The 19615-nt window shown below is 30.8% G+C and carries 32 protein-coding genes and 1 pseudogene; 16 read left to right on the forward strand and 17 right to left on the reverse strand.

Annotated features, from left to right (window positions below):
- Entirely contained in the window at positions 1-594 is a 594-nt protein-coding gene (locus AW732_RS08215; protein WP_067961208.1) for a uracil-DNA glycosylase, read from the forward strand.
- On the forward strand, positions 578-1135 hold the full coding sequence (locus tag AW732_RS08220; RefSeq protein ID WP_067961211.1) for a DNA-3-methyladenine glycosylase: 558 nt from the start codon (positions 578-580) through the stop codon (positions 1133-1135). Before AW732_RS08215 ends, AW732_RS08220 begins: the two co-directional genes overlap by 17 nt.
- On the opposite strand, the gene AW732_RS08225 is transcribed toward AW732_RS08220, so the two are convergent.
- A complete protein-coding gene (locus AW732_RS08225; protein WP_067961214.1) occupies positions 1132-1788 on the reverse strand; it encodes a VTT domain-containing protein in 657 nt (218 codons plus the stop codon). The two genes, AW732_RS08220 and AW732_RS08225, sit on opposite strands and share 4 nt — an antisense overlap.
- Before the next feature lie 86 nt (positions 1789-1874).
- Between AW732_RS08225 and AW732_RS08230 the strand changes: the two genes are divergently transcribed.
- The 3 genes from AW732_RS08230 (at position 1875) to AW732_RS08240 (ending at position 3235) form a co-directional block, all read left to right on the forward strand.
- Positions 1875-2375 (forward strand): VTT domain-containing protein, encoded by a 501-nt coding sequence (locus AW732_RS08230; RefSeq protein WP_253805609.1) that lies wholly within the window; start codon positions 1875-1877, stop codon positions 2373-2375.
- Between the two features lie 79 nt (positions 2376-2454).
- On the forward strand, positions 2455-2829 hold the full coding sequence (locus AW732_RS08235; protein ID WP_067961217.1) for a DUF6659 family protein: 375 nt from the start codon (positions 2455-2457) through the stop codon (positions 2827-2829).
- Positions 2830-2953: 124 nt separating this feature from the next.
- On the forward strand, positions 2954-3235 hold the full coding sequence (locus AW732_RS08240; RefSeq protein ID WP_067961220.1) for a hypothetical protein: 282 nt from the start codon (positions 2954-2956) through the stop codon (positions 3233-3235).
- Here the strand turns inward: AW732_RS08240 and AW732_RS08245 are convergent.
- Entirely contained in the window at positions 3232-4167 is a 936-nt protein-coding gene (locus AW732_RS08245; RefSeq protein WP_067961222.1) for an ABC transporter ATP-binding protein, read from the reverse strand. The two genes, AW732_RS08240 and AW732_RS08245, sit on opposite strands and share 4 nt — an antisense overlap.
- Before the next feature lie 82 nt (positions 4168-4249).
- Between AW732_RS08245 and AW732_RS08250 the strand changes: the two genes are divergently transcribed.
- Positions 4250-4756, forward strand: coding sequence for a transcription elongation factor NusA (locus AW732_RS08250; RefSeq protein ID WP_067961225.1), 507 nt, complete (start codon positions 4250-4252; stop codon positions 4754-4756).
- Position 4757: 1 nt separating this feature from the next.
- Positions 4758-6044: an aspartate--tRNA(Asn) ligase gene (gene aspS / locus AW732_RS08255; RefSeq protein WP_067961227.1), complete on the forward strand. Its 1287-nt coding sequence runs from the start codon at positions 4758-4760 to the stop codon at positions 6042-6044.
- A 279-nt stretch (positions 6045-6323) separates the two neighbouring features.
- Here the strand turns inward: aspS and AW732_RS08260 are convergent, their stop codons facing one another.
- The 5 genes from AW732_RS08260 to AW732_RS08280 all read right to left on the reverse strand — a co-directional run bounded on the left by AW732_RS08260 (position 6324) and on the right by AW732_RS08280 (position 8132).
- Positions 6324-6677, reverse strand: a complete 354-nt coding sequence (locus AW732_RS08260; RefSeq protein ID WP_067961229.1) for a hypothetical protein — start codon at positions 6675-6677, stop codon at positions 6324-6326.
- Between the two features lie 66 nt (positions 6678-6743).
- Positions 6744-6929, reverse strand: coding sequence for a hypothetical protein (locus AW732_RS08265; protein ID WP_067961231.1), 186 nt, complete (start codon positions 6927-6929; stop codon positions 6744-6746).
- 20 nt (positions 6930-6949) lie between these two features.
- Positions 6950-7180 carry a hypothetical protein gene (locus AW732_RS08270; protein ID WP_067961233.1) on the reverse strand — a complete coding sequence of 77 codons (231 nt, stop codon included), beginning with the start codon at positions 7178-7180 and terminating at the stop codon, positions 6950-6952.
- Positions 7181-7226: 46 nt separating this feature from the next.
- Positions 7227-7421 (reverse strand): hypothetical protein, encoded by a 195-nt coding sequence (locus AW732_RS08275; protein WP_067961236.1) that lies wholly within the window; start codon positions 7419-7421, stop codon positions 7227-7229.
- Positions 7422-7571: 150 nt separating this feature from the next.
- Positions 7572-8132, reverse strand: coding sequence for a hypothetical protein (locus tag AW732_RS08280; protein WP_067961239.1), 561 nt, complete (start codon positions 8130-8132; stop codon positions 7572-7574).
- A 167-nt stretch (positions 8133-8299) separates the two neighbouring features.
- On the opposite strand from AW732_RS08280, the gene AW732_RS09030 reads away from it, so the two are divergent.
- The 3 genes from AW732_RS09030 (at position 8300) to AW732_RS08290 (ending at position 9698) form a co-directional block, all read left to right on the forward strand.
- Positions 8300-8428 (forward strand): hypothetical protein, encoded by a 129-nt coding sequence (locus AW732_RS09030; RefSeq protein ID WP_256381666.1) that lies wholly within the window; start codon positions 8300-8302, stop codon positions 8426-8428.
- 284 nt (positions 8429-8712) lie between these two features.
- Positions 8713-9015: a hypothetical protein gene (locus AW732_RS08285; protein ID WP_067961241.1), complete on the forward strand. Its 303-nt coding sequence runs from the start codon at positions 8713-8715 to the stop codon at positions 9013-9015.
- A 428-nt stretch (positions 9016-9443) separates the two neighbouring features.
- Positions 9444-9698: a hypothetical protein gene (locus AW732_RS08290; RefSeq protein WP_067961246.1), complete on the forward strand. Its 255-nt coding sequence runs from the start codon at positions 9444-9446 to the stop codon at positions 9696-9698.
- Positions 9699-9840: 142 nt separating this feature from the next.
- On the opposite strand, the gene AW732_RS08295 is transcribed toward AW732_RS08290, so the two are convergent.
- Positions 9841-10359, reverse strand: coding sequence for a plastocyanin/azurin family copper-binding protein (locus AW732_RS08295; protein ID WP_067961249.1), 519 nt, complete (start codon positions 10357-10359; stop codon positions 9841-9843).
- Between the two features lie 98 nt (positions 10360-10457).
- On the opposite strand from AW732_RS08295, the gene AW732_RS08300 reads away from it, so the two are divergent.
- The 3 genes from AW732_RS08300 to AW732_RS08310 are packed head-to-tail and all read left to right on the forward strand — an operon-like array spanning position 10458 to position 11874.
- Complete coding sequence (locus tag AW732_RS08300) at positions 10458-10808, forward strand: helix-turn-helix transcriptional regulator (RefSeq protein WP_067961251.1); 351 nt, start codon at positions 10458-10460, stop codon at positions 10806-10808.
- A 59-nt stretch (positions 10809-10867) separates the two neighbouring features.
- Positions 10868-11431, forward strand: coding sequence for a hypothetical protein (locus AW732_RS08305; protein WP_253805610.1), 564 nt, complete (start codon positions 10868-10870; stop codon positions 11429-11431).
- A 59-nt stretch (positions 11432-11490) separates the two neighbouring features.
- Positions 11491-11874 carry a CBS domain-containing protein gene (locus AW732_RS08310; protein WP_067961300.1) on the forward strand — a complete coding sequence of 128 codons (384 nt, stop codon included), beginning with the start codon at positions 11491-11493 and terminating at the stop codon, positions 11872-11874.
- Positions 11875-11909: 35 nt separating this feature from the next.
- Here AW732_RS08310 and AW732_RS08315 read toward each other — a convergent pair whose 3' ends face one another.
- From AW732_RS08315 to ilvB, 6 genes are read right to left on the reverse strand one after another with little or no spacing between them, the layout of a single operon-like run.
- The gene (locus AW732_RS08315; RefSeq protein ID WP_067961258.1) at positions 11910-12584 is read right to left on the reverse strand and encodes a hypothetical protein; all 675 of its coding nucleotides are present in this window, start codon (positions 12582-12584) and stop codon (positions 11910-11912) included.
- Positions 12585-12641: 57 nt separating this feature from the next.
- Positions 12642-12773 carry a hypothetical protein gene (locus AW732_RS09035; RefSeq protein ID WP_256381667.1) on the reverse strand — a complete coding sequence of 44 codons (132 nt, stop codon included), beginning with the start codon at positions 12771-12773 and terminating at the stop codon, positions 12642-12644.
- 41 nt (positions 12774-12814) lie between these two features.
- The gene (locus AW732_RS08320) at positions 12815-13828 is read right to left on the reverse strand and encodes an isocitrate/isopropylmalate dehydrogenase family protein (protein ID WP_067961260.1); all 1014 of its coding nucleotides are present in this window, start codon (positions 13826-13828) and stop codon (positions 12815-12817) included.
- A 22-nt stretch (positions 13829-13850) separates the two neighbouring features.
- A complete protein-coding gene (locus AW732_RS08325; RefSeq protein WP_067961263.1) occupies positions 13851-15365 on the reverse strand; it encodes a 2-isopropylmalate synthase in 1515 nt (504 codons plus the stop codon).
- A complete protein-coding gene (gene ilvN, locus AW732_RS08330; protein ID WP_067961265.1) occupies positions 15362-15844 on the reverse strand; it encodes an acetolactate synthase small subunit in 483 nt (160 codons plus the stop codon). The genes AW732_RS08325 and ilvN overlap by 4 nt, the downstream gene beginning before the upstream one ends.
- A gap of 8 nt (positions 15845-15852) precedes the next feature.
- Positions 15853-17541: a biosynthetic-type acetolactate synthase large subunit gene (gene ilvB / locus AW732_RS08335; protein ID WP_253805611.1), complete on the reverse strand. Its 1689-nt coding sequence runs from the start codon at positions 17539-17541 to the stop codon at positions 15853-15855.
- 285 nt (positions 17542-17826) lie between these two features.
- Between ilvB and AW732_RS08340 the strand changes: the two genes are divergently transcribed.
- Positions 17827-18039, forward strand: a complete 213-nt coding sequence (locus AW732_RS08340) for a hypothetical protein (protein ID WP_067961271.1) — start codon at positions 17827-17829, stop codon at positions 18037-18039.
- Here the strand turns inward: AW732_RS08340 and AW732_RS08345 are convergent.
- Positions 18036-18281, reverse strand: coding sequence for a hypothetical protein (locus AW732_RS08345; protein WP_067961274.1), 246 nt, complete (start codon positions 18279-18281; stop codon positions 18036-18038). The two genes, AW732_RS08340 and AW732_RS08345, sit on opposite strands and share 4 nt — an antisense overlap.
- A 120-nt stretch (positions 18282-18401) precedes the next feature.
- A complete protein-coding gene (locus AW732_RS08350; RefSeq protein ID WP_253805612.1) occupies positions 18402-18662 on the reverse strand; it encodes a hypothetical protein in 261 nt (86 codons plus the stop codon).
- 124 nt (positions 18663-18786) lie between these two features.
- On the opposite strand from AW732_RS08350, the gene AW732_RS08355 reads away from it, so the two are divergent.
- A complete protein-coding gene (locus AW732_RS08355) occupies positions 18787-19116 on the forward strand; it encodes a hypothetical protein (RefSeq protein WP_067961276.1) in 330 nt (109 codons plus the stop codon).
- The gene (locus AW732_RS08620) at positions 19094-19285 is read left to right on the forward strand and encodes a hypothetical protein (protein WP_156416099.1); all 192 of its coding nucleotides are present in this window, start codon (positions 19094-19096) and stop codon (positions 19283-19285) included. The genes AW732_RS08355 and AW732_RS08620 overlap by 23 nt, the downstream gene beginning before the upstream one ends.
- A gap of 70 nt (positions 19286-19355) precedes the next feature.
- On the opposite strand, the pseudogene AW732_RS08360 reads toward AW732_RS08620, so the two are convergent.
- Positions 19356-19615: pseudogene (locus tag AW732_RS08360) on the reverse strand (ammonia monooxygenase); the annotation flags it as partial.

Here is a 19615-nt window from a genome sequence, read left to right on the forward strand (position 1 = left end):
ATGGAAAAAAAATTAGAAAAAATAAAGCAACAAGTAATTGAATGCACAAAGTGTGAATTAAGTCAAACACGCAATAATTCAGTTGCAGGAAAAGGGAATTTCAAAGCAGATGTGATTTTTGTAGGTGAAGCACCAGGGAAAAATGAAGATTTGAAAGGAGAACCATTTATTGGAATTGCAGGAAAAAAATTATCAATTGCACTTGAAAGTGCAGGAATTACACGAGAGGAAGTGTACATTACAAATATTGTCAAATGCAGGCCACCAAAAAACAGAGTTCCAACACCAATTGAGAGAGAGATGTGTCAAAATTATCTTAAGAAAGAAATAGAGATCATTGAACCTAAAATAATTTGTATTTTAGGTAATACTGCATTTAGTTCATTATTAGATGGTAAGGAAATAACAAAATTTAGAGGAAAAGTAGTCAGCAAAAATAATCAACTATATTTTTTGACAGTACATCCAGCTGCAACAATTTACAATCAGAAATTGATTGATGTGTTAAAAAAAGATATGAAAAAATTGTTCAAAGTAATAAAAGAATTAAAAGATATGAAAAAAATTAAGATAGATATTGAATATACTTCCTAGAGAATTTTATCAAAAAGATACAGTAATTGTTGCAAAAAAGCTATTAGGAAAAAAACTAGTAAGGAAAATAGGAAATCAAGAAATTTCAGGAATCATTACTGAAACAGAGGCATATAGGCACAATGATGACCCTGCTAGTCACGCATTTAGAAAAATCACAGACAGGAATAAAGTAATGTTTGGAGATGTTGGAATTTCATATGTCTATTTTACGTATGGGATGCATTATTGTTTTAATGTTGTTGCAAAAAAATCAAAAGTTCCAGCAGGTGCAGTTTTAATTCGTTCAATAAAACCAGATAAAGGAATTAAAAAAATACAAGGAAATAGAAACCTAAAAGATCTAAAAAATCTTACAAATGGTCCAGCAAAACTAACACAGGCATTAAGAATTACAAAAGAACATTACGGAATGGATTTAACAAAGAAATCAGAAATATACATTACTGAAGGTAACAAAATAAAAAAAATTATTGAATCGCCCAGAATAGGAATTAAAAATGGGAAAGAATTTTTGTGGAATTTTAAAGTAATGGATTAATTTTTAGAGTTTTTATTATTTTCATCATCTAAAGAATCATCTAATGTCCAAGGTGCAAATTTCACCATAATTCTTTGCCAATCTAATTTTAGAACTAATACCACTACGCCAGTCATCATAGCACCAAAAATTAAAATTCCAACATAAACAGGAGTTGGATCAGATACATTTTCTAAAAATGGTTCAATAAATGACAATCCAACATAATGAGAAATAAACACAATGATGTAACTAAGTACAATTTTTCCAGTTAATGTAGCAACAAAAAATCTTTTTGGATTATATTTTGCAAGACCAAGAGGTATGAAAATAATATCATCAGGCATTGGAGTTGCAGCTGCAAAAAATGCGGCAGCTGCACCATATTTCTTTACTAATCTTTCAAAAGGTTTCATTCGTTTTCTTGTTTTGGGATTTAAGATTTTACGACCGCCAAAACTTAAGAAAAAGATAATTTGTTTTGCAACAGTGGCACTAATTGCAGAAACTAAAGCAAGAATATGCAAATCATATTCAGAGCCTACAGACATTGTTGCAAGTAGTAAAAATCCAGGAAGAGGTACAAATGGAACTAAAGAACCAATGAAATTGACCAATGCCAGAATAATATAACCATCATCAGGAGCAAACGGAAAGATGTCTGTCAACTCCATTATTCAAATGATAATTAGGCAATATTTAATCAAAACTAACAACAAAAAATCAAAGTGAATAATAATCACAAGAAAAAGGGGTATTCATGAGTTATAAATTAATCATAGAATATTATCAACAAATTCAAGAAATTTTATCAAATAATTATTTTCAAGAATATGGAGTAATCGGTTTATTTCTGAATTCATTATTATCAGCTACTGCAATTCCGATACCAACAGAAATTTTAACATCGGCATTATTAATCGGAGGAGAAAATATTTTTCTTGTTTCACTAGCATTAATTATAGGATCAGTGATCGGAGGAATTTTAAATTATTTCATAGGATTTGGAGGAAACAAATTATTTAAAAAAATCAAAAAAGAAACAGATATCGAAAAAAATGAAAAAAAACACAACAAAATATTAGATAAGTTTGGATGGAGTGCAATATTTTTTGCAGCATGGATTCCAGTGATTGGAGATCTAATTTTAATTTCAGCAGGAGTTAAGAAAATGAAACTTGTAAAATTTTCAATTTTCATGGTTTCAGGAAAAATAGTCAAAACAATAATCGTAGTAGTAGGACTAGGAACAATATTTTAAAAAACAACGTATGAATTCAATCTAAAATAGTTCAAGATCAAAGAGATGATTAAAATACATTTAAAATTAAGTGTGTGGTATGACATCTAAAAAATTCAAATTGATTTGTCAGGATATAGCCTCGATTAGCCCATTTATCAGATTTGTAGGAGTAATTGGAGAAAGAGGAGAATTATTGGCACATACTAGAAGACAAGAATTAACACCATTATTAGATGAAAAAAATACAAAATATCAATTTTCACATATTGCTATGAAAACCGATCTTGAAGGATTTTTTGACAAAAATTTAGGAGAAGTAGAATTTGTATGGGAAGAAAGAAAGAAAGTACAAACAATTTCCTTTGCAATTAAAAAAGCAATAGTATGGGTATCAATAGATAAAAAAGTCATCAGATCAGAAATGCTGAGAATCATTGACGCATGTCTACCAATAGTAAAAAAACATTCTTAAAATTTGAAATGCCCATTTTGTGAAATTGATTTGGATTCACTAAGTATGACAGATGGATTAAAACACATTTTAGAACATAAAAAAGAGAATCAAAATTAAAGTAGGAAATAAAAATTAGCAATACATGGAAGGCATCAAAGAATTAATTGAAGAGATTAATTCAAGAAAACCAAAAAATTATGAAAAAATGAACATAGAAGAAATCAGTGATGAACTTCATAGAGTTATGGAATTTGAACAAATAGTGTTAAAAAAATTGAAATTATTTGAAGATGACCACCAAGAACCAGATCTGATACAATACGCAAAAATGATTTATAAAAAAATCATAGAAAGAGAAACTCTATTAATTCAAGAAACATACTTGAAAAAAATAGATTCACAGTATCTAAATTCTAAAAATTAATTCTCTTCATAAAGCCAACATCTTACGTAACCAGTATTTATTTTAAATTTTGGAGGCAGTTTTTTACATTTTTCAATAGCTTGAGGACATCTGTCAATGAATCTACATTCAGTTGGAGGTTCAAGCAAACTAGGAGGAGTTCCACGAATATATTTTGGAATTTTCCCCTTAAGTGTAGGAATTGATTCTATGAGTCCTTGAGTGTAAGGATGCTTAGGATTTTCAAAAATTTCTTTAGAAGTTCCAAATTCAACCATTTGTCCACCATACATAATTCCTATTTTATCGGCAATTTCAGATAAAACGGCTAAATCATGTGTGATTAACATAAAAGACATTCCATCTTTTTTTAATTTTTTTAGTAAATTGATTATTTGTGCTTGAATTAAAACGTCTAATGCAGTTGTAGGCTCATCAGCTACAACAAATTGAGGTTTTAAAATTAAAGCCATAGCAATGATAACTCGTTGTTTCATACCACCGCTTAATTCATGAGGATATTTTTTTAAGACAGCCTCATCTAAATTAACAGAATTGATTGAATCTAAAATCAATTTATCGACATTTCCATCAAAATTATGTTGTTTCAGAATTTCATGGAATTGTTGAGAAATGGTAAAAACAGGATCCAAAGAATTCATGGCGCCTTGAAAAATCATAGATATTTTTTTCCAACGAAATTTTTCATCAAATTCAGAATCAGAAATATCCAAAATGGATTGATCGTCAAAAATTATTTTTCCAGTGCTTTTTCCTCCAGAAAGCATTCTAATAATTGATAATCCCAATGTGCTTTTTCCACATGCACTTTCACCTGCAATTCCTAACGACTCTCCAGCACCTAATTGAAAGTCCACATCATCTACAGCATAAACGGGGCCTTTAGATGTAGAATATCTAGAAAATAGCCCATCAACAGATAACAGAGTCATGTATTACTTAGATCCATCTAGAATTTTTATTTTGCACTAAGGGATATAAACAACATTATTAGAATTAAAAAAATCGATTCAAATGATATTTCCAATATGTGGCTTTGATGCAAAAAATGCAGTATTATGTCCTCAATGTGAGGCAAAAGTAGAAAGAGGAGAATTAACTAAAGCAGACGTAGATGCATCAATCACATTAGCAAAAATTGCCAAATCAAACAAAGAATTAGAAAATTTTACGTTATTTTCATGTAAAAACTTTGGAGGAAATTACATTTTATCACTATCAAAAAATGACATCATGGCAATTAGACAAAGTAGAACATTGTACAGACTAATTCAAGATCAGTTTAAAGAAAAAATTTGGTTAGTAGAAGCAGATGAAACTGATAAAAAATTTATAGAAGATTTGTTTTTTCCTACCAAAATTTTAACAATTAATTCTGTTTTTTCAGGAGGCAATCAAAAAACTAAAGCCGTAGTTTCGGGCAAATGGACTCCAAAATTCCCAATTGACACCAATAAAGTGGTGGAAATTGTCAAAAATGCCCGAAACCTTGACATTGAGATAGAATTTGAGGATAAATGAAATGGTTTTTGTTAAAACTCACGATATTTCTGAATTAAACCAGGAACTTATCGGAAAAGATGTAATTTTAGGAGGATGGATTGAGGATCTTAGAAAACTAGGGAAAATGTCATTTATCACACTTCGAGATATTTCAGGAATCTCACAAGTAATTGTAAAAGGTGAACTAAATGACAATCTGGGAGAAATTAATCGTCAAAGTGCTGTAAGAATAAAAGGAATTGTTCAAGAAACAAAAGCTAGAGATTTCGAATTTGAAATAAAGGCTGAAGAAATTGAAGTGTTAGCAAAAGCAATTCATCCATTACCAGTAGACCCAATTGGAAGATTAGAAAGTAACATTGACACAAGATTAAATCATCGTGCATTAGATATGAGAAATCAAAAAACAGCTTCAATTTTTAAATTGAGACATTATGTTCTACAAATATTACGAAAAACTTTAGCTGAAAAAAAATTTATTGAAATTACAACTCCAAAAATTATCGGTAGTGCAAGTGAAGGAGGAGCAGATTTATTTTCATTAGAATATTTTGGCAAAACAGCTTACCTTGCACAAAGTCCTCAACTTTACAAAGAACAAATGACAATTGGATTAGAAAGAGTATTTGAAATTTCAAATTTTTATCGAGCAGAAAATTCACATACAGGAAGACACCTAACTGAATTTACTAGCATAGACATTGAAGCAGCATTTATGGATTATGAAGACGTCATGGATGTTTTAGAAGCATTAGTTATTGCAGTTTACAAATTTACAGCAGAAAATTGTAAAAAAGAACAAGAATCAATTGGCCATACTATTGAGATTCCAACTGCACCATTTGAAAGAATTACTTACAGTCAATGCGTAGAAGAACTCAAACAAGCAGGAGAAAAAATTGAGTTTGGAGATGACTTGTTAGACTCACATTTGAGAATTATTGGAAACAATCATCCAGGATTTTACTTTTTAACTGACTGGCCAATGAAGCTTAAGCCATTTTACATTAGAGAAAAAGACGAAGATGCAACATTATCACGTTCTTTTGATTTGCAATATGGATATCTGGAATTGTCATCAGGAGGAACAAGACTCCATGATTCTGAATTGCTAAAAGCAAGATTAACAGAACAAGGATTGGATCCAGCACAATTTGCAGACCATCTTAAGACATATGATTGGGGAATGCCACCACATTCAGGTTGGGGTATGGGATTAGACAGACTCATGACAACATTGATTGGAATTGATAATGTTCGTGAGGTGGTTCTTTATCCAAGAGATCCAGACAGACTATCACCATAAACAATTCAAAATATTTACGCGTTAAAAAAATTAGATTCAATAATTTTTCAAAAGCCAACTAATCACACCCTTTACGTAATGTAGCAGGTAGGCTTACACCAGTAACACGATGGGGAATTCATGACAATGGGTACTGTGTTGGCTTTTAATTTAGTTTTCTAAACATGAAATAAAAGTAATCAGTCCATAATGTATTGCAATGTATGTACAAAATATTTTTTTAACAAAAAATTTTTGTAAAAAATTAGCACATATTAAAAAATATAAGATTTCAACAAGTTATCTTAACAACCAATGCCAATATCCACCGAGCATTGGTTTTTCACCATGAAATTTTATTCTAGCTTTACTCTTTTGTGTTTTGAAATAGTTTTGAATAATCTTTAGAATTGCTTTTTTATCTTTAATTTTAGGATCACGTGTGTGATTATATTCTACAAGTTTTTTGATAAAACCAATTCTTACATAAATTGTGTAAAACCACCACCCCATTGCAAATTCAGCTTCCAGACTAAATCTATAACCATCATTGCGATGAATCTGTTTTTCAAATTGTGAAAAAACTGTTTTCAATAATTTGATATCTCCTTCAAAATCTTGTGAAGATACATAAAAAATGGGAACCCAAGTCATAATGCTATTTAGCACAAACAGAATTTAAGGAAAATGTAATGAATGATTTCAGGAATAATTCTAGTTTTAGTGTTCACAAGAATCTGAAACAGAATCCATTTTTGACTTTACGTCTGTTTTTAAATGATAAGCAAGTTCAAGACCTTGTCTAACTTCTTCTTCAGAATATCCTTCTGCTTGTAATTCTTTAGTAATTTCAGCAATAATCTTTTGTTCCTCATCTTGGTCTAATTTTACAGATTTTTCACTCATTATGCATCATCAAAAATCAGTTATGGATAATATCTCCACATTTCACCAATAAAATCACATTCTCTGCAGACATAGATTAGATTTCCATATGCCTGAGTCATTTGTCTCTCCCATGCCATTAACCCTGAACATTTGGTACAAGGTTTTGTTGCGGGATGTATGTTTTTCACATGATCACGACATTCATCAAGACTATCAAATGGTTTGTTACAAGCATCACATCTTTCTTTCTTTTTTCCTAATAGACCCATAATAATACAATTCATATGCCACTAAAAAATCACACTATAGAAGATATTATTGATTCAAATATTTTTCAAATTCTTCTTTTGAAATTATTTGGTGATCTAACTCTTTTATTTCATTGAAACATTTTTTGCATGAATAAGTTACAAATTGATTTTCATCAACCGTACAAAGTGCATAAACAGATTGAGATGCCTCTATTCTAATTCCAGATACATCAATATGATTACACATCTTGATTTTCATATCTAATTTCCTATTTGATATCCACAGTCATTACAACGATTCGCTTTTTTATCAAATCGTACTTGATGACATGCAGGGCAAGAGGTAAAGGCCACATAATATTTACAAAACATCCACTAAAAAAAGTGACTCAAAAAGAGATTCTCAAATTTAACTACTTTGATTACAGATGTTCTCTAAATCTATTTTTTGTTGTTCTCCAACATAGATTTTAAGCAATGTTTTCCAAGCTCTTTGAAGATCAGAAGAGAATTTATTAAATCCAGATTTAGTGGAAAGAGAAATACTCATTTTTGGATTATACATTACTTCATCAATAGAAATACAATGTACAGCATCATTTCTTACTTCAAAAAGTCTAGACATATCACGTGTAAATTCAGGAGAAAAGACTTTCCAATCCAAAAATGTCCTTATCTTTCGATTAATTGGAACAAGATTTAACAGATATAGTAATTCGTCACTATCAGTCCCATTTGAGGACTGGACAATTCTTAATCGAATAATTTCATCAAACAAAAATGCCATTTTTGAATATGCAGAAAGTACACTATCACGATTTTTTACAATAGTTAATTTAGAATCAAATCCATTTTTTAAGACACCGTTATTGAAAAAGTAGTGTTTTTCCTTATCAATTAGATAAATTCTAACTTCTAAAGGCAATTTCTTATTTTTTTTTATTGTAGAGATAACTTTTGAAACACCCATGTGGCAAAAAAATCTATAACACAATTAAAGATTATGTAGATTTTCACGTCTATATAAAAAATTAAATTTTTTAAAAAATTACTCATAAGACATCATTAAAAGAGATTGTATTCAAAATAATGCAGTGTATTCCTGATTGTTATAACATATTTTAACATATTTTATTCATGGATACAATTCCTTTGATCATGGACATGGTCAGCATACTTTCTACAACTGCAGCAGGAATATTGGTAGTTTATTTTGTAAAATCAATTTTTGCAGATAAAAAAAGAACAATTCAAAATAATTTTTGAAGTGGGCATCAAAAATTAACATATGAATTTCCACATCATAAATTAAACAAAATAAAATATATTGTTTAAAATCTAAATTAAAAAATTAAATATATACTCGAAAGGAAACTTTTACGAGATCAAAGAGCGCTCTGTTCTTTTTGTAGGATTTCTAGTAATTGCAGATACAACAGTAATGCCAATCTCATGATTTTTTCTTTTTAAAATTCCCTAGTAAAACTATCAAAAATCAATAGAAAAAAGAATTCCAATATGATAAATAACAAAAATTCCAGGAATCGAATATGAAGGAGGCTTCACTCTCAAAATTAGACGATAAAGGAGTATTTACAATCATAAATGTACAAAAAGTTGAGCGTAAAGTTGGAAAAGAAATAATTTTTGAAATAGATCTTGAAACTGAGGAAGAATTTGAAGGAATTAAAAAATTCTATACGTCAAGAAAGATGATTATTGCAAAATTTTTTGATAATGGAAACCCAACCACTTTATGCCAAGACATTCAAAAAGGCAAAAAATACAGAGTGAAAATCATCACACAAAAATTCGGTAACGGTAAAGAAGATTATGATATTGCAAAATCATAAAACAATTAAAATTGAAAATAATCTTAAAAATCATGATCAGTCTTAAATATCATTTTGACATTGTATAATTAACAAGAAACCGCCATGTCTGCGTAGTAGAGTGGTGAGTAAGGAAAACAATTCATGTTAGGATTCGTTTACGTCTCCAATGTTTTCCAGTTTTTCTTGTTGTAAAAAAATTAGAGTTTTGAAATTATCTTTATTATTTAACAAAAAAACTATCCAAAACTCAAATCAGGGTTTTTGCAAAAAGTGCATTTTTCCATCAATCCAAACTCATTCATGAATTTTCCTTTTCCATCACATTGAAGACAATCCAAATTGATCTTTATTGTTGACGATAGAAATAAGTTTTTTGTAAAAACAATCACATTATCATTCTAGGCATAAATATTCAGCTTTTTATTATAACAAGTTAACTACAAAATATGATCGAAAAAGAAGATGCAAAAAAAGTAATCGAAGTGATTGGCAATAATTTGATAGGAGTATCACATGATTCAAACAGTTTTCAAAAATTACCTGATTCATTTTGGGGATATTTTGCACGAGGTCATGACAAAAAAGGCACGTTTGGAGTAATTGTCACATATTCTGAAGAAGGAAAAGATGTTGATGAGTTAATGAAAATGTATGAAAAATGGGCAATGCAAAACAAGCCTCAAGCTGAAAAATCTACCTGATTAGTATTTGGAAACATTGTAGAGGATGACAGAATTCTAGGCAGATCTGAACAAATCTAATTTTAAATGAGTCACCCTCACAAATTAAGTTAAAATTTTTAATAATTAAATATTGAACTTAAATCTCACAATTGAGATTTCATCATCTAACTGTAACTAATCCTACTCGCCATGGGTGTAATGAACAAAAGTAATTGTAAACACCTTCTTCAGTAAATTTGAATTCAAATGTTTCACCTGACTTTAGGGGTGCACTATTGAATAATCCAATAATTTCTCCAAACTCATCTTGACTTTGAACTGTATGTAAAACAATATCATTATTTATCCATTGGACTGTTGTCATAGGACGAATTTCCAAATTTAATGGTAAGTAAACATTTCCACCAGAAACAACATAATTTCCATTAGGAATTATAATTTGTTCCAATTGATTTCGTTTAATTGGCTCATTCTTTTCCAAAACAAGGATATCATTTTCAATCAAAAATTTAATTGAATTAAGAAATTCTGTTTCAGTAATATGTCCTTGACCATACCATAATGCATTATTTTTTATCCAGGCAGGCACATTTTCAGCATTTACAGAACTTGTGGATAAAGAAATTAGAATTAAAACTGAAATTGAAAAGAAGACTAATTTTAGATTCAAATTTTTCAAGATAAGCCTATTTCGTTATTTCGAAATATAACAAATTGGAATACATTGCAATACTTTGCAAACATCAGTATTATAACTAATTTGGAAATAGTTTATCCATGCTAGACTTAATTCAAACAAAAAAAATCACAGAAGAAGAAAGAAAGCAGGTAATTTTAGAAAGCCTTGCAGATAGATATTGTAAATTAATTTTAAAAAATACGCTTGAAAAGCCCAAATCAGCAATGAATATCTCCCAAGAAGAAGAAATTCCTCTAAGTACAGTTTATCGAAAATTACAAAAACTATATGATGGAAAATTGTTGGCAATCTCAGGGTCAATTAACAGAGATGGGAAAAGATATTTTCTTTATATGAGTAAAATTCGGGAAATAAACATACATTGTGATTTAATGGACACAAAAATTGATTGTGTTTTAAATAACACAAAACAAGAAGACATCAATTAATATCACAGAGTCATTACGTTGACTATAGAGGCATGGATTCATCAAAGAGGCAAATACATATGACTAAAAAAGATCCAACTAGAAGTATCACTTATCGATTATCAGAAAAATTAATTACAGAATTAGAAACTGAAGCAAATCAAAAAGGCATATCTCAAAACGTGTTAGTAAAACAAATTTTAGAAAAATATATTCAATGGGATAGATTTTCACAAAAAATTGGATTGATTCCAGTTCCAGTAGGAATTTTACAATCACTGGGAGATGATTTAGACGGACAAGAAATTGATGAAATAATTAATTTGATTTTTCCCACCATTAAAGATACGGTAATGTTCATCAAAGGCGGATATGATTTGAAGAGATGTGTTGAAACATTAGAAGATTACATGAAAGCGTCTGGAATGAATTCGGATCATAGGGTAAAGGGTAACATTCACACATTTCTAATTCAACATGATTTAGGAACAAAATGGTCAGTATTTACAGAACAATTACTAAAACAAGTATTCCGAAGTTTCTTACCAGATAAAGAATTAGATTTTCAAACTACAGACTCTACAGTAATTTTAAAAGTTTCATTAGGTTCAGATTTCAATGAACATGATTTTAATGAAGAATGATTTTCAATGTTGAAATTTGATTAACATATTGAAATAGTGTATGAATGAAGATATCAACAATGCAATTTGATCCATATCAAAAAAACAAAAAAATCAAAGATGTGATGAGTCCAACAATTGTTTCTTTAGAATCAACTGCCACGGCTTCAGATGCAGCAAAAATTATGGAAACATGTAATGCCGAAGCAGTAGTGGTAGTTGAAGATAAAAAATTAGTAGGAATAATTACAGATAGGGATTTTACGATTAAAATTGGCTCTCACGCATATCCAATTGATACGCCCATCAATAGATTGATGAGTTATCCATTAGTTGCAATTGATGAAAATGAAGATATATCCAATGCTAGAAAACTGATGGAAGAAAATAAAATCAAAAGATTACCAGTCATTGACGAGGACAAATTATTAGGAATTGTGACTATGAAAGATCTTAATATCTAAAAATCACTTTAAAGAACTAAAACACTTGATGAATTTTAAGAATCCTCATCTTTCTTTTTATTGAATTTATTATAGCCATCTTGATTATATCCTTCCACATCATAACCTAAATGATCATATCCTAGATTATCATATCCATGATTATCATATCCGTTTTCATCAAATCCGTCTAAATCATATCCATCTTTGTTGTAACCATTTTTGTCATATCCATGATTATCATAACCGTTTTCATCAAATCCGTCTAAATCATATCCATCTTTGTTGTAACCATTTTTGTTGAACCCATCTTTGTTGTAACCATTTTTGTCATATCCTTTTTTGTTGAATCCATCTTTGTCAAAAGCTATTTTCGTTTCAATATGAAGTCCATCTACAGAGAACCCTCGATTATCATATCCATTTTTGTCATATCCCTTTTTATCATATCCCTTTTTGTTGAATCCATCTTTGTTGTAACCTTTAAAATTAAATCCATCTTCATCATATCCTTCTTTGTAACCTTTTTTATCATATCCGTTTTTGTCAAATCCTTTTCGATTGTATCCTCTTTTATCATATCCCTTTTTGTCATATCCATTTCTATCAAATCCATTTTTGTCATATCCCTTTTTGTTGAACCCACTTTTAGAAAATCCATCTCGATCATACCCATCAAGATCATATCCCTGTTTGTCAAATGTATGACTAAATCTATCCAAAAATCCCATAATAGAATACCATGAGTCTGTTTACATAAGCATTTTTGTTCCCAATAAAGTCCCACATCACTTGGTTTCTTTCAAAAGTTTTCTATAACCTTCACATTCTTTACAAACAGGTTTTCCTTTATACTTTGGATTGCCATCTTTGATCTTTAATGTTCCAGGTGCAATTTTACAAATACAACAAACTGCCATGTTAAACAAGTAAAATTTGCAATTAATAAAATTTGGTAAATTTACAAATTATCAGTTATTTGTTTTGTGAATTCTGAAGTTGTTTTGTCACCACCAATATCTTTGGTTTTAATTCCAGATTTTACCAAATCAAAAATAGTAGATTCCAATTTTATTGCCATTTCAAAACATTTTTGATCATTATGTTTTGCACCTAACCAGTCAAGCATCATCTTAATTGAAAGTAAAAATGATGAAGGGTTTGCAATATTTTGTCCAGCAATGTCAAATGCTGCACCATGAACAGGTTCAAACAAGGCAAAATCATCACCAAGATTTGCAGCAGGTGCCATTCCCAAACCACCAACCACTTGAGAAGATTCATCAGACAAAATATCTCCAAAAAGATTTGTAGTAACCACAACATCAAATTTTTCAGGTTGACGAATTAAGTTCATTGCACATGCATCAACATACATTTCTTCAAATTCAATTTCAGGATAATCTTTTGAAACATCAACACATGCTTTTGCAAATAATCCATCAGTAACACGCATTACATTTGACTTATGAACACAAGTTACTTTATTCATTGAATTACGTTGCTTTGCGGTTTCAAAAGCATATTTAGCAATTCTTTTTGATGCATCTTCAGAAATGATTCTCAAAGCAACTGCAGAATTACCCAAACTGAATTCTTTTCCAGTGTAAAGATCTTCAGTATTTTCACGAACGATTACCATATCAATATCATCACGTAATGCAGGCATGTGAGGGTATGATTTTGAGGGTCGAATGTTTGCATATAGATCAAGCATTCTTCTTAACACAACAATCACATCAGCTGCACTCTCACCGACAGGGGCTTTTAGACACACATCAGAATTTTTGATAGTTTCAACAACATCATCAGGTAGTGCTTTTCCTGTTTGTTCAAGTGCCTTATCTCCAGCAATTAATTTAGAAATTTTAAATTCAATTCCATATTTTTCCTGAATTGTATTTAATATAGAAATTGCAGAATCAGATAATTCTGGACCTATGCCATCACCAGTGATTAAAGAAATCTTATACATTATATCACATCAATAATTAAATTCAGTTTAACTGTTTTTCCTTTAGCATATTTTTAAGCATAATTCTATTGATCCCATCAATTACAGCTTTAACGCTAGTAGTTACAATATCTTCTCCAACAGATTTTGCAGAAACAGAATTTCCTTGAGGATCTTCAACAGTTATTGTTACTTCACATAATGCTGTTGCACCACCAGAAATAGATGCCAATCTATAGTCTGTGATTTTTAATTCTGAAACCTTTCCAGTAATTTTTTGAATGGCATTTAATGCAGCATCGACAGGACCTACACCATAATCAGTTCCAATGAAATCTTCACCATCAATATTTAGTTTTACAAATGCATATGGCATAATTCCAATTCCAGTAGAAACTGAAAATGCAGACAATTGAACAATTCGTTTAATTCCTTTTTCACCTAAAACATCACTTGCAATTGATAACAATTCAACATCAGTAATTTGTTGTCCTTGATCACCCAATACTTTGATTTTTTCAAGAATTTGTTTGGATTGGTCTTCAGTAGTTTTTACTCCAAATTCTTCAAGCATGGCATTCATTCCATGAATTCCAGCATGTTTTCCTATTCGAAGTTGTCTCTTTCTTCCAACTAATTCAGGACTAATTGGTTCGTAAGTAAGAGGATTATTCAAAACACCGTGAGTATGAATACCAGATTCGTGCCCAAATGCATTATCACCAACTATAGCTTTGTTTGGTTGAACTTTGATACCAACTATTTTTGAAATGTATCTTGAAGCATCGTAAATTAATTCTGATTTGATATTTGTTTCATATTTTTGATCTTGTGGAAGACATTGTAATGCCATAGAAAGTTCTTCCAAAGAAGCATTTCCAGCACGTTCTCCAATACCATTAATTGTTACATGTGCACATGCTGCACCAGCATGAATGCCAGATAAAGCATTTGCAACTGCCAATCCAAAATCATTATGACAGTGAACACTAACTGGAAGTTGTGTTGCAGCAATTGCATCTTTTGTAATTTCTGCAATATATTCAGGAGTAGAATATCCCACTGTGTCAGGAATGTCAATTCTGTCAGCTCCAGATTTTGCAACATCACCAAAAACTTGTTTTAAGAAATCTCTATCAGTTCTAGTTGCATCTTCAGCTGAAAATTCAACTTGCAGTCCACGAGATTTTCCATATTCAACGGCTTCAATTGCTTTTTCAAGTGCTTGTTCTCTGGTCATTTGGAGTTTGTATTTTAAGTGAATATCAGAAGTTGCAATGAACGTATGAACATAATTTAATCCAGCATCAACTGCAGCATCAATATCACCTTTTATGGTTCTTGTCAAGCCTGCAATTTCACAAGATAAACCTTCACTAGTAATCATCTTTACTGCTTTAGATTCACCCTCAGAAATCACTGGAAAACCAGCTTCTATAGCATCAACTCCAAGTTCATCTAGTTTTTTTGCAATTGATAATTTCTGATCTGGAGATAAAGAAACGCCAACAGTTTGTTCTCCATCTCTTAATGTCGTATCAAAAATTCTTACTTTCAAGCTCCGCTCCTTTGCAAAGCAGTAACACCAGTTCTAGCAACATCAATGATTCCAAATGGTTTTGCCAGTTCTTCAAATGCTTTAATTTGATCTGGTGTAGAAGTTAACTCAACCATAAGTGAGTCCTTTTTCACATCATGTACTTTTGCACCATATGCATTTGCTAATTTGTTTACTTCCATGCTATCATTAGCATTACTAAGCTTTAACTTAAAAATACATAGTTCACGAAAAACTGTTTTGTGCTCATCTAGTTGTTTTACTTCAACAGTGTCAATCATTTTATCAAGTTGTTTTACAATTTGTTCGATTTGTTTTTCATCACCATAAGAAGTAATTGTCATTCTAGAGTAATTAGGATTATCAGTTATTCCAACAGAGATACTATCGATATTGAAATTTCTGGATCTAAAAAGATGAGTAATCTTAAACAAGACTCCAGGTCTATTTTCAACTAAAACAGAAAGAATAGCCCACATGATTATCACTAAGAAGGTAAAATCATATCCGATAACGAAGTTCCAGGAGCAACAAATGGTAACACATCTTCTTCAGGATCAATTGGAATATCAATTACTGTTGCAACATCACTGCTGATTGCAGATTTGATTGCCCTATCTAATTCATCCATGGATTGTGCTCTTATTCCTTGAGCCCCATAAGATTCTGCTAATTTAACATAATCAGGACAACCGCCTTGATCTACACCGACCATCCTTCTATCATAGAATGTTCTTTGCCATTGAGCTACCATTCCCAATGTAGAGTTATTCAAAACAAATACAATCACAGGAATATCTTCCAATACTGCTGTTGCAAGAGAATTTTCAGTCATACTAAAACTTCCATCTCCTGCTATATCAACAACTGGTACATCAGGTCTTGCAACTTTTGCCCCTATAGATGCAGGGAAACCCCAACCCATTGTACCAAGTCCTGTAGAACTAAAGAAAGTTCCAGGTTGAATTACATCATAAAATAATGAAGCCCACATTTGATGTTGGCCAACCTCAGTAGTGATAACGGATTCTTTTGGTAAAATTTCTCTTAATTTTCTAAGAATTTTTGCTGCACCCATTTCACCAGGATGAAGTTTCAAATTTTCTCGCCAATAATCTTTGGTTTCTTTAACATGTTTTAACCAAACAGATTCTTCAGTTTTTTTAATTGCTTTTTGTAAAAGTAATTTTACCATAATTCTAAGAGAAGTACGAACATCACCGACAACTGCCAAACTAGTTGTTTGATTTTTACCAATTTCAGCTGGGTCAACATCCATATGAATAATCTTTAATTGTTTTTCAAAAGCCTCAAAGGTTCCAACAGACCTATCAGAAAATCTAGTTCCAATTGCCAAAACACAATCAGCTTCAGCCATCATTTTATTTGCTTCAGCATGACCATGCATTCCAATTGGACCTAAAGACAAAGGATGGTTTTCAGGAAATGCACCTTTGCCTTTGAAAGTGGTAACTACAGGAAGCATAAGGGTTTCTGCAAGAGATTGTAATTCAGCAAATGCTGATGAAATAATAGTTCCACCACCAGCTAAGATTATTGGTTTTTCAGAATTAAGTAACATTTCAATTGCTTTTTCACAAGCAACAATATCAGGATCAGTCCAAGGATGATAACCTTGAATGTTAAACTCATCAGGAAATTCCATTGAAGCTTCATTTTGTTGAACATCTTTTGGAATATCAATTAGTACAGGACCAGGTCTACCGGTTTCAGCAATGTAAAATCCTTTTTTTACTACTTCAGGAACTTCTCCAGGAGTTCTAGGTTGAAAAGCATATTTGACAACAGGATTTGTCATTCCAATTATGTCACTTTCTTGAAATGCATCTTTCCCTATCATTGCAACAGGAACTTGTCCTGTTACTGCAATCATTGGAGATGAATCTGCTTGTGCAGTTGCTATCCCAGTTAAGATATTTGTAGCGCCAGGTCCAGAAGTTGCAAAACAAACTCCAGGTTTTCTACTAACACGACCAAACCCATCTGCCATGTGTGATGCAGATTGTTCATGACGTACCAAAATATGTCTAATATCACATCGTGAAAATTCATCATACATTGGAAGATTTGCTCCTCCAGGTAATCCAAATACCTCTTTGACACCTTCTTTTTCCATTGCAGTCATCAAGGCTTTTGCACCAGTCATACTTTCCATAATATTGATTAAATTTTTCTCCATAATTTAAAATGTATCAAAATTTTAGGCACAAATACAAAAAAACAAGCAATAATCAGCAATTACCCATTTTGATTATTAAAAAATAAAAATTCTTCATTGTCATTAAAATTATGAACTCTACAGTAGATTAAATTAGAATTATTACGGATTTCTTTCAATAGTTATTAAAACAATGGAATTTTTACTTCCTTTGACATGATTTTTTAATTTTTAGTGCAGTGCAATCATACCTTTTATCTTCAGTATTTTTTTCTGAAATTTATGACTTATTGTGTTGGAAAATGTAAAGAGTACAAGGCACTCAAACCCACAGGAGTGGGAAGATATGCAATGGGACAAAAAAGATGTAATTTTTGTGAAATTTTTATTGAAATTGATAATATTTTATGTCCTTGTTGCAATAGTCAATTGAGATGTCTCCCTAGAAGCAGAAAAGGAAAAGAGCAATACCATTTACATTTACAAAAAAATTAATCAAATTTTGGAATAAAGTAATTTTTATAACATTTCTTTGAACAAAATTTACTTCCGACAAATTCGTAGGATTGGCCACATGTAATGCATTTATTTTTTTTATCCACATCCCATTTTACATCATAAGCTATAATTTGCAGTTTTTCTGAATCTTTTATTTTACCCCATTCAAATTCATCATGCCCAATATTTTCACCATCATTTCTATTCCACGGGTTTTTTGGAATTTTATCAATATCCATAAATTTTCACAAAAAAAATAACTAATAAAAAAGAGGATTACAATGCACCCTTTTTATTAAATTCTAGAATATAGAATTGTTTAAAAAAATAATTAAAAGAAATGGGAATAACCTTTTAGATTATTGCCCTTTGTTTTTTTCATATTCAGCTCGTACTTCAGCTGCCATTTCTGCAAATGGGTCTTCATGCCATTGCTCTTTGTTTAAATCAGCTCCCAGCATACCTGTTTTAGGCAAAATGCCTTGCTCTGCGGCAGCAGCCTTTACTGAATCCTCTTGTACGTAATTTGCTTGATTTGCAGTTCCATATGCAATAGCACCTGCCATAGCAAGTACACCTACTGCAATTCCTGCAATCACTATCATTGTTCGTGACGCCATGAATTAATTTTCGTTTTTCAGTATTAATCATCTAAGACTCTATTGCAAGACAATGTATGCATATAATAGAAATCTCATGCAGTGTATTCTTACTAGATAAATAAATTAATTTAAAATTTTATTCATGACTGTAGAGGCACAATATGATCAGTTTATCGCAATTCTCAATCAAACAATAAAAAATGTAGATCCAGATTTACTTGTTAGAATGATGTATTTGGAACGAAAACTACCAGATGCCCCTCCTAGAGTTGAATTAAATATTCACTACAAACCAAATGTAGATGCTGAAAGAAAAAAAGAAATCTTAAGGAACAGATTTGGATTTCCAAATCAATCAAATGATCATGGAATTAATGTAGTAGGTAAAATGGATACGAGTGTTGTGGAACAATTTTCTCAAGATCCAGATGTGGAGTACATCACAGGCATTGCAACTCCTTCATCATATTAATAAAAAACTAATGAATTTACAATTCTTAAATGAATTAAAAAAAGAAGACAAAGAATTACGAAGACAACAAAATAAACGATATAGACAAAAACACAGAGAGATACTTAATTTAAAAAAACAACGTGCTTATCATAAAGTAAATTTAGAGAAAAAATATCAAAAAAAATAATTTTTGAAATAAATTTCATTAGACTAAATAAAAATAAGAAAAAAAATGTGCTAATGCACAATTTGTGTGTCTATGGGATGCTTCTACTGTACAATTTACCTTCTAAGGCCATCTTGTACATTTCTGCAACATGAGGATTCTCACCAGGGGTTTCTGCACCTAGTTCTACGAGTCGAGCATATACTCTGACTACGTATGCAAGTGCACCAATGAAAGCCACTACGACTCCCATGTTAAACATCCAGTGATTTGGTACTGCAAATACTTCTTCTACAAACCAGAAATGCCACATCTCATTGACCCCAATTGTAAACATTGTTGCTAAGTAAC

This window comes from Nitrosopumilus sp. Nsub, from assembly GCF_001541925.1.
Classification (GTDB): domain Archaea; phylum Thermoproteota; class Nitrososphaeria; order Nitrososphaerales; family Nitrosopumilaceae; genus Nitrosopumilus.

What these genes read in the sequence shown, in the direction of transcription:
- AW732_RS08265 (WP_067961231.1), bottom strand. Translation starts at nt 6,929, where the DNA reads ATGAGTGAAAAATCTGTAAAATTAGACCAAGATGAGGAACAAAAGATT.
- AW732_RS08345 (WP_067961274.1), bottom strand. Translation starts at nt 18,281, where the DNA reads ATGGATATTGATAAAATTCCAAAAAACCCGTGGAATAGAAATGATGGT.
- AW732_RS08320 (WP_067961260.1), bottom strand. Translation starts at nt 13,828, where the DNA reads ATGTATAAGATTTCTTTAATCACTGGTGATGGCATAGGTCCAGAATTA.
- AW732_RS08340 (WP_067961271.1), top strand. Translation starts at nt 17,827, where the DNA reads ATGACTTATTGTGTTGGAAAATGTAAAGAGTACAAGGCACTCAAACCC.
- AW732_RS08305 (WP_253805610.1), top strand. Translation starts at nt 10,868, where the DNA reads ATGACTAAAAAAGATCCAACTAGAAGTATCACTTATCGATTATCAGAA.
- AW732_RS08240 (WP_067961220.1), top strand. Translation starts at nt 2,954, where the DNA reads ATGGAAGGCATCAAAGAATTAATTGAAGAGATTAATTCAAGAAAACCA.
- AW732_RS08270 (WP_067961233.1), bottom strand. Translation starts at nt 7,180, where the DNA reads ATGGGTCTATTAGGAAAAAAGAAAGAAAGATGTGATGCTTGTAACAAA.
- AW732_RS08250 (WP_067961225.1), top strand. Translation starts at nt 4,250, where the DNA reads ATGATATTTCCAATATGTGGCTTTGATGCAAAAAATGCAGTATTATGT.
- AW732_RS08230 (WP_253805609.1), top strand. Translation starts at nt 1,875, where the DNA reads ATGAGTTATAAATTAATCATAGAATATTATCAACAAATTCAAGAAATT.
- AW732_RS08215 (WP_067961208.1), top strand. Translation starts at nt 1, where the DNA reads ATGGAAAAAAAATTAGAAAAAATAAAGCAACAAGTAATTGAATGCACA.
- AW732_RS08315 (WP_067961258.1), bottom strand. Translation starts at nt 12,584, where the DNA reads ATGGGATTTTTGGATAGATTTAGTCATACATTTGACAAACAGGGATAT.
- ilvN (WP_067961265.1), bottom strand. Translation starts at nt 15,844, where the DNA reads ATGTGGGCTATTCTTTCTGTTTTAGTTGAAAATAGACCTGGAGTCTTG.
- AW732_RS08290 (WP_067961246.1), top strand. Translation starts at nt 9,444, where the DNA reads ATGATCGAAAAAGAAGATGCAAAAAAAGTAATCGAAGTGATTGGCAAT.
- AW732_RS09035 (WP_256381667.1), bottom strand. Translation starts at nt 12,773, where the DNA reads ATGGCAGTTTGTTGTATTTGTAAAATTGCACCTGGAACATTAAAGATC.
- AW732_RS08285 (WP_067961241.1), top strand. Translation starts at nt 8,713, where the DNA reads ATGAAGGAGGCTTCACTCTCAAAATTAGACGATAAAGGAGTATTTACA.
- aspS (WP_067961227.1), top strand. Translation starts at nt 4,758, where the DNA reads ATGGTTTTTGTTAAAACTCACGATATTTCTGAATTAAACCAGGAACTT.
- AW732_RS08355 (WP_067961276.1), top strand. Translation starts at nt 18,787, where the DNA reads ATGACTGTAGAGGCACAATATGATCAGTTTATCGCAATTCTCAATCAA.
- AW732_RS08280 (WP_067961239.1), bottom strand. Translation starts at nt 8,132, where the DNA reads ATGGGTGTTTCAAAAGTTATCTCTACAATAAAAAAAAATAAGAAATTG.
- AW732_RS08235 (WP_067961217.1), top strand. Translation starts at nt 2,455, where the DNA reads ATGACATCTAAAAAATTCAAATTGATTTGTCAGGATATAGCCTCGATT.
- AW732_RS08275 (WP_067961236.1), bottom strand. Translation starts at nt 7,421, where the DNA reads ATGAAAATCAAGATGTGTAATCATATTGATGTATCTGGAATTAGAATA.
- AW732_RS08310 (WP_067961300.1), top strand. Translation starts at nt 11,491, where the DNA reads ATGCAATTTGATCCATATCAAAAAAACAAAAAAATCAAAGATGTGATG.
- ilvB (WP_253805611.1), bottom strand. Translation starts at nt 17,541, where the DNA reads ATGGAAAGTATGACTGGTGCAAAAGCCTTGATGACTGCAATGGAAAAA.
- AW732_RS08350 (WP_253805612.1), bottom strand. Translation starts at nt 18,662, where the DNA reads ATGGCGTCACGAACAATGATAGTGATTGCAGGAATTGCAGTAGGTGTA.
- AW732_RS08225 (WP_067961214.1), bottom strand. Translation starts at nt 1,788, where the DNA reads ATGGAGTTGACAGACATCTTTCCGTTTGCTCCTGATGATGGTTATATT.
- AW732_RS09030 (WP_256381666.1), top strand. Translation starts at nt 8,300, where the DNA reads ATGGATACAATTCCTTTGATCATGGACATGGTCAGCATACTTTCTACA.
- AW732_RS08300 (WP_067961251.1), top strand. Translation starts at nt 10,458, where the DNA reads ATGCTAGACTTAATTCAAACAAAAAAAATCACAGAAGAAGAAAGAAAG.
- AW732_RS08260 (WP_067961229.1), bottom strand. Translation starts at nt 6,677, where the DNA reads ATGACTTGGGTTCCCATTTTTTATGTATCTTCACAAGATTTTGAAGGA.
- AW732_RS08245 (WP_067961222.1), bottom strand. Translation starts at nt 4,167, where the DNA reads ATGACTCTGTTATCTGTTGATGGGCTATTTTCTAGATATTCTACATCT.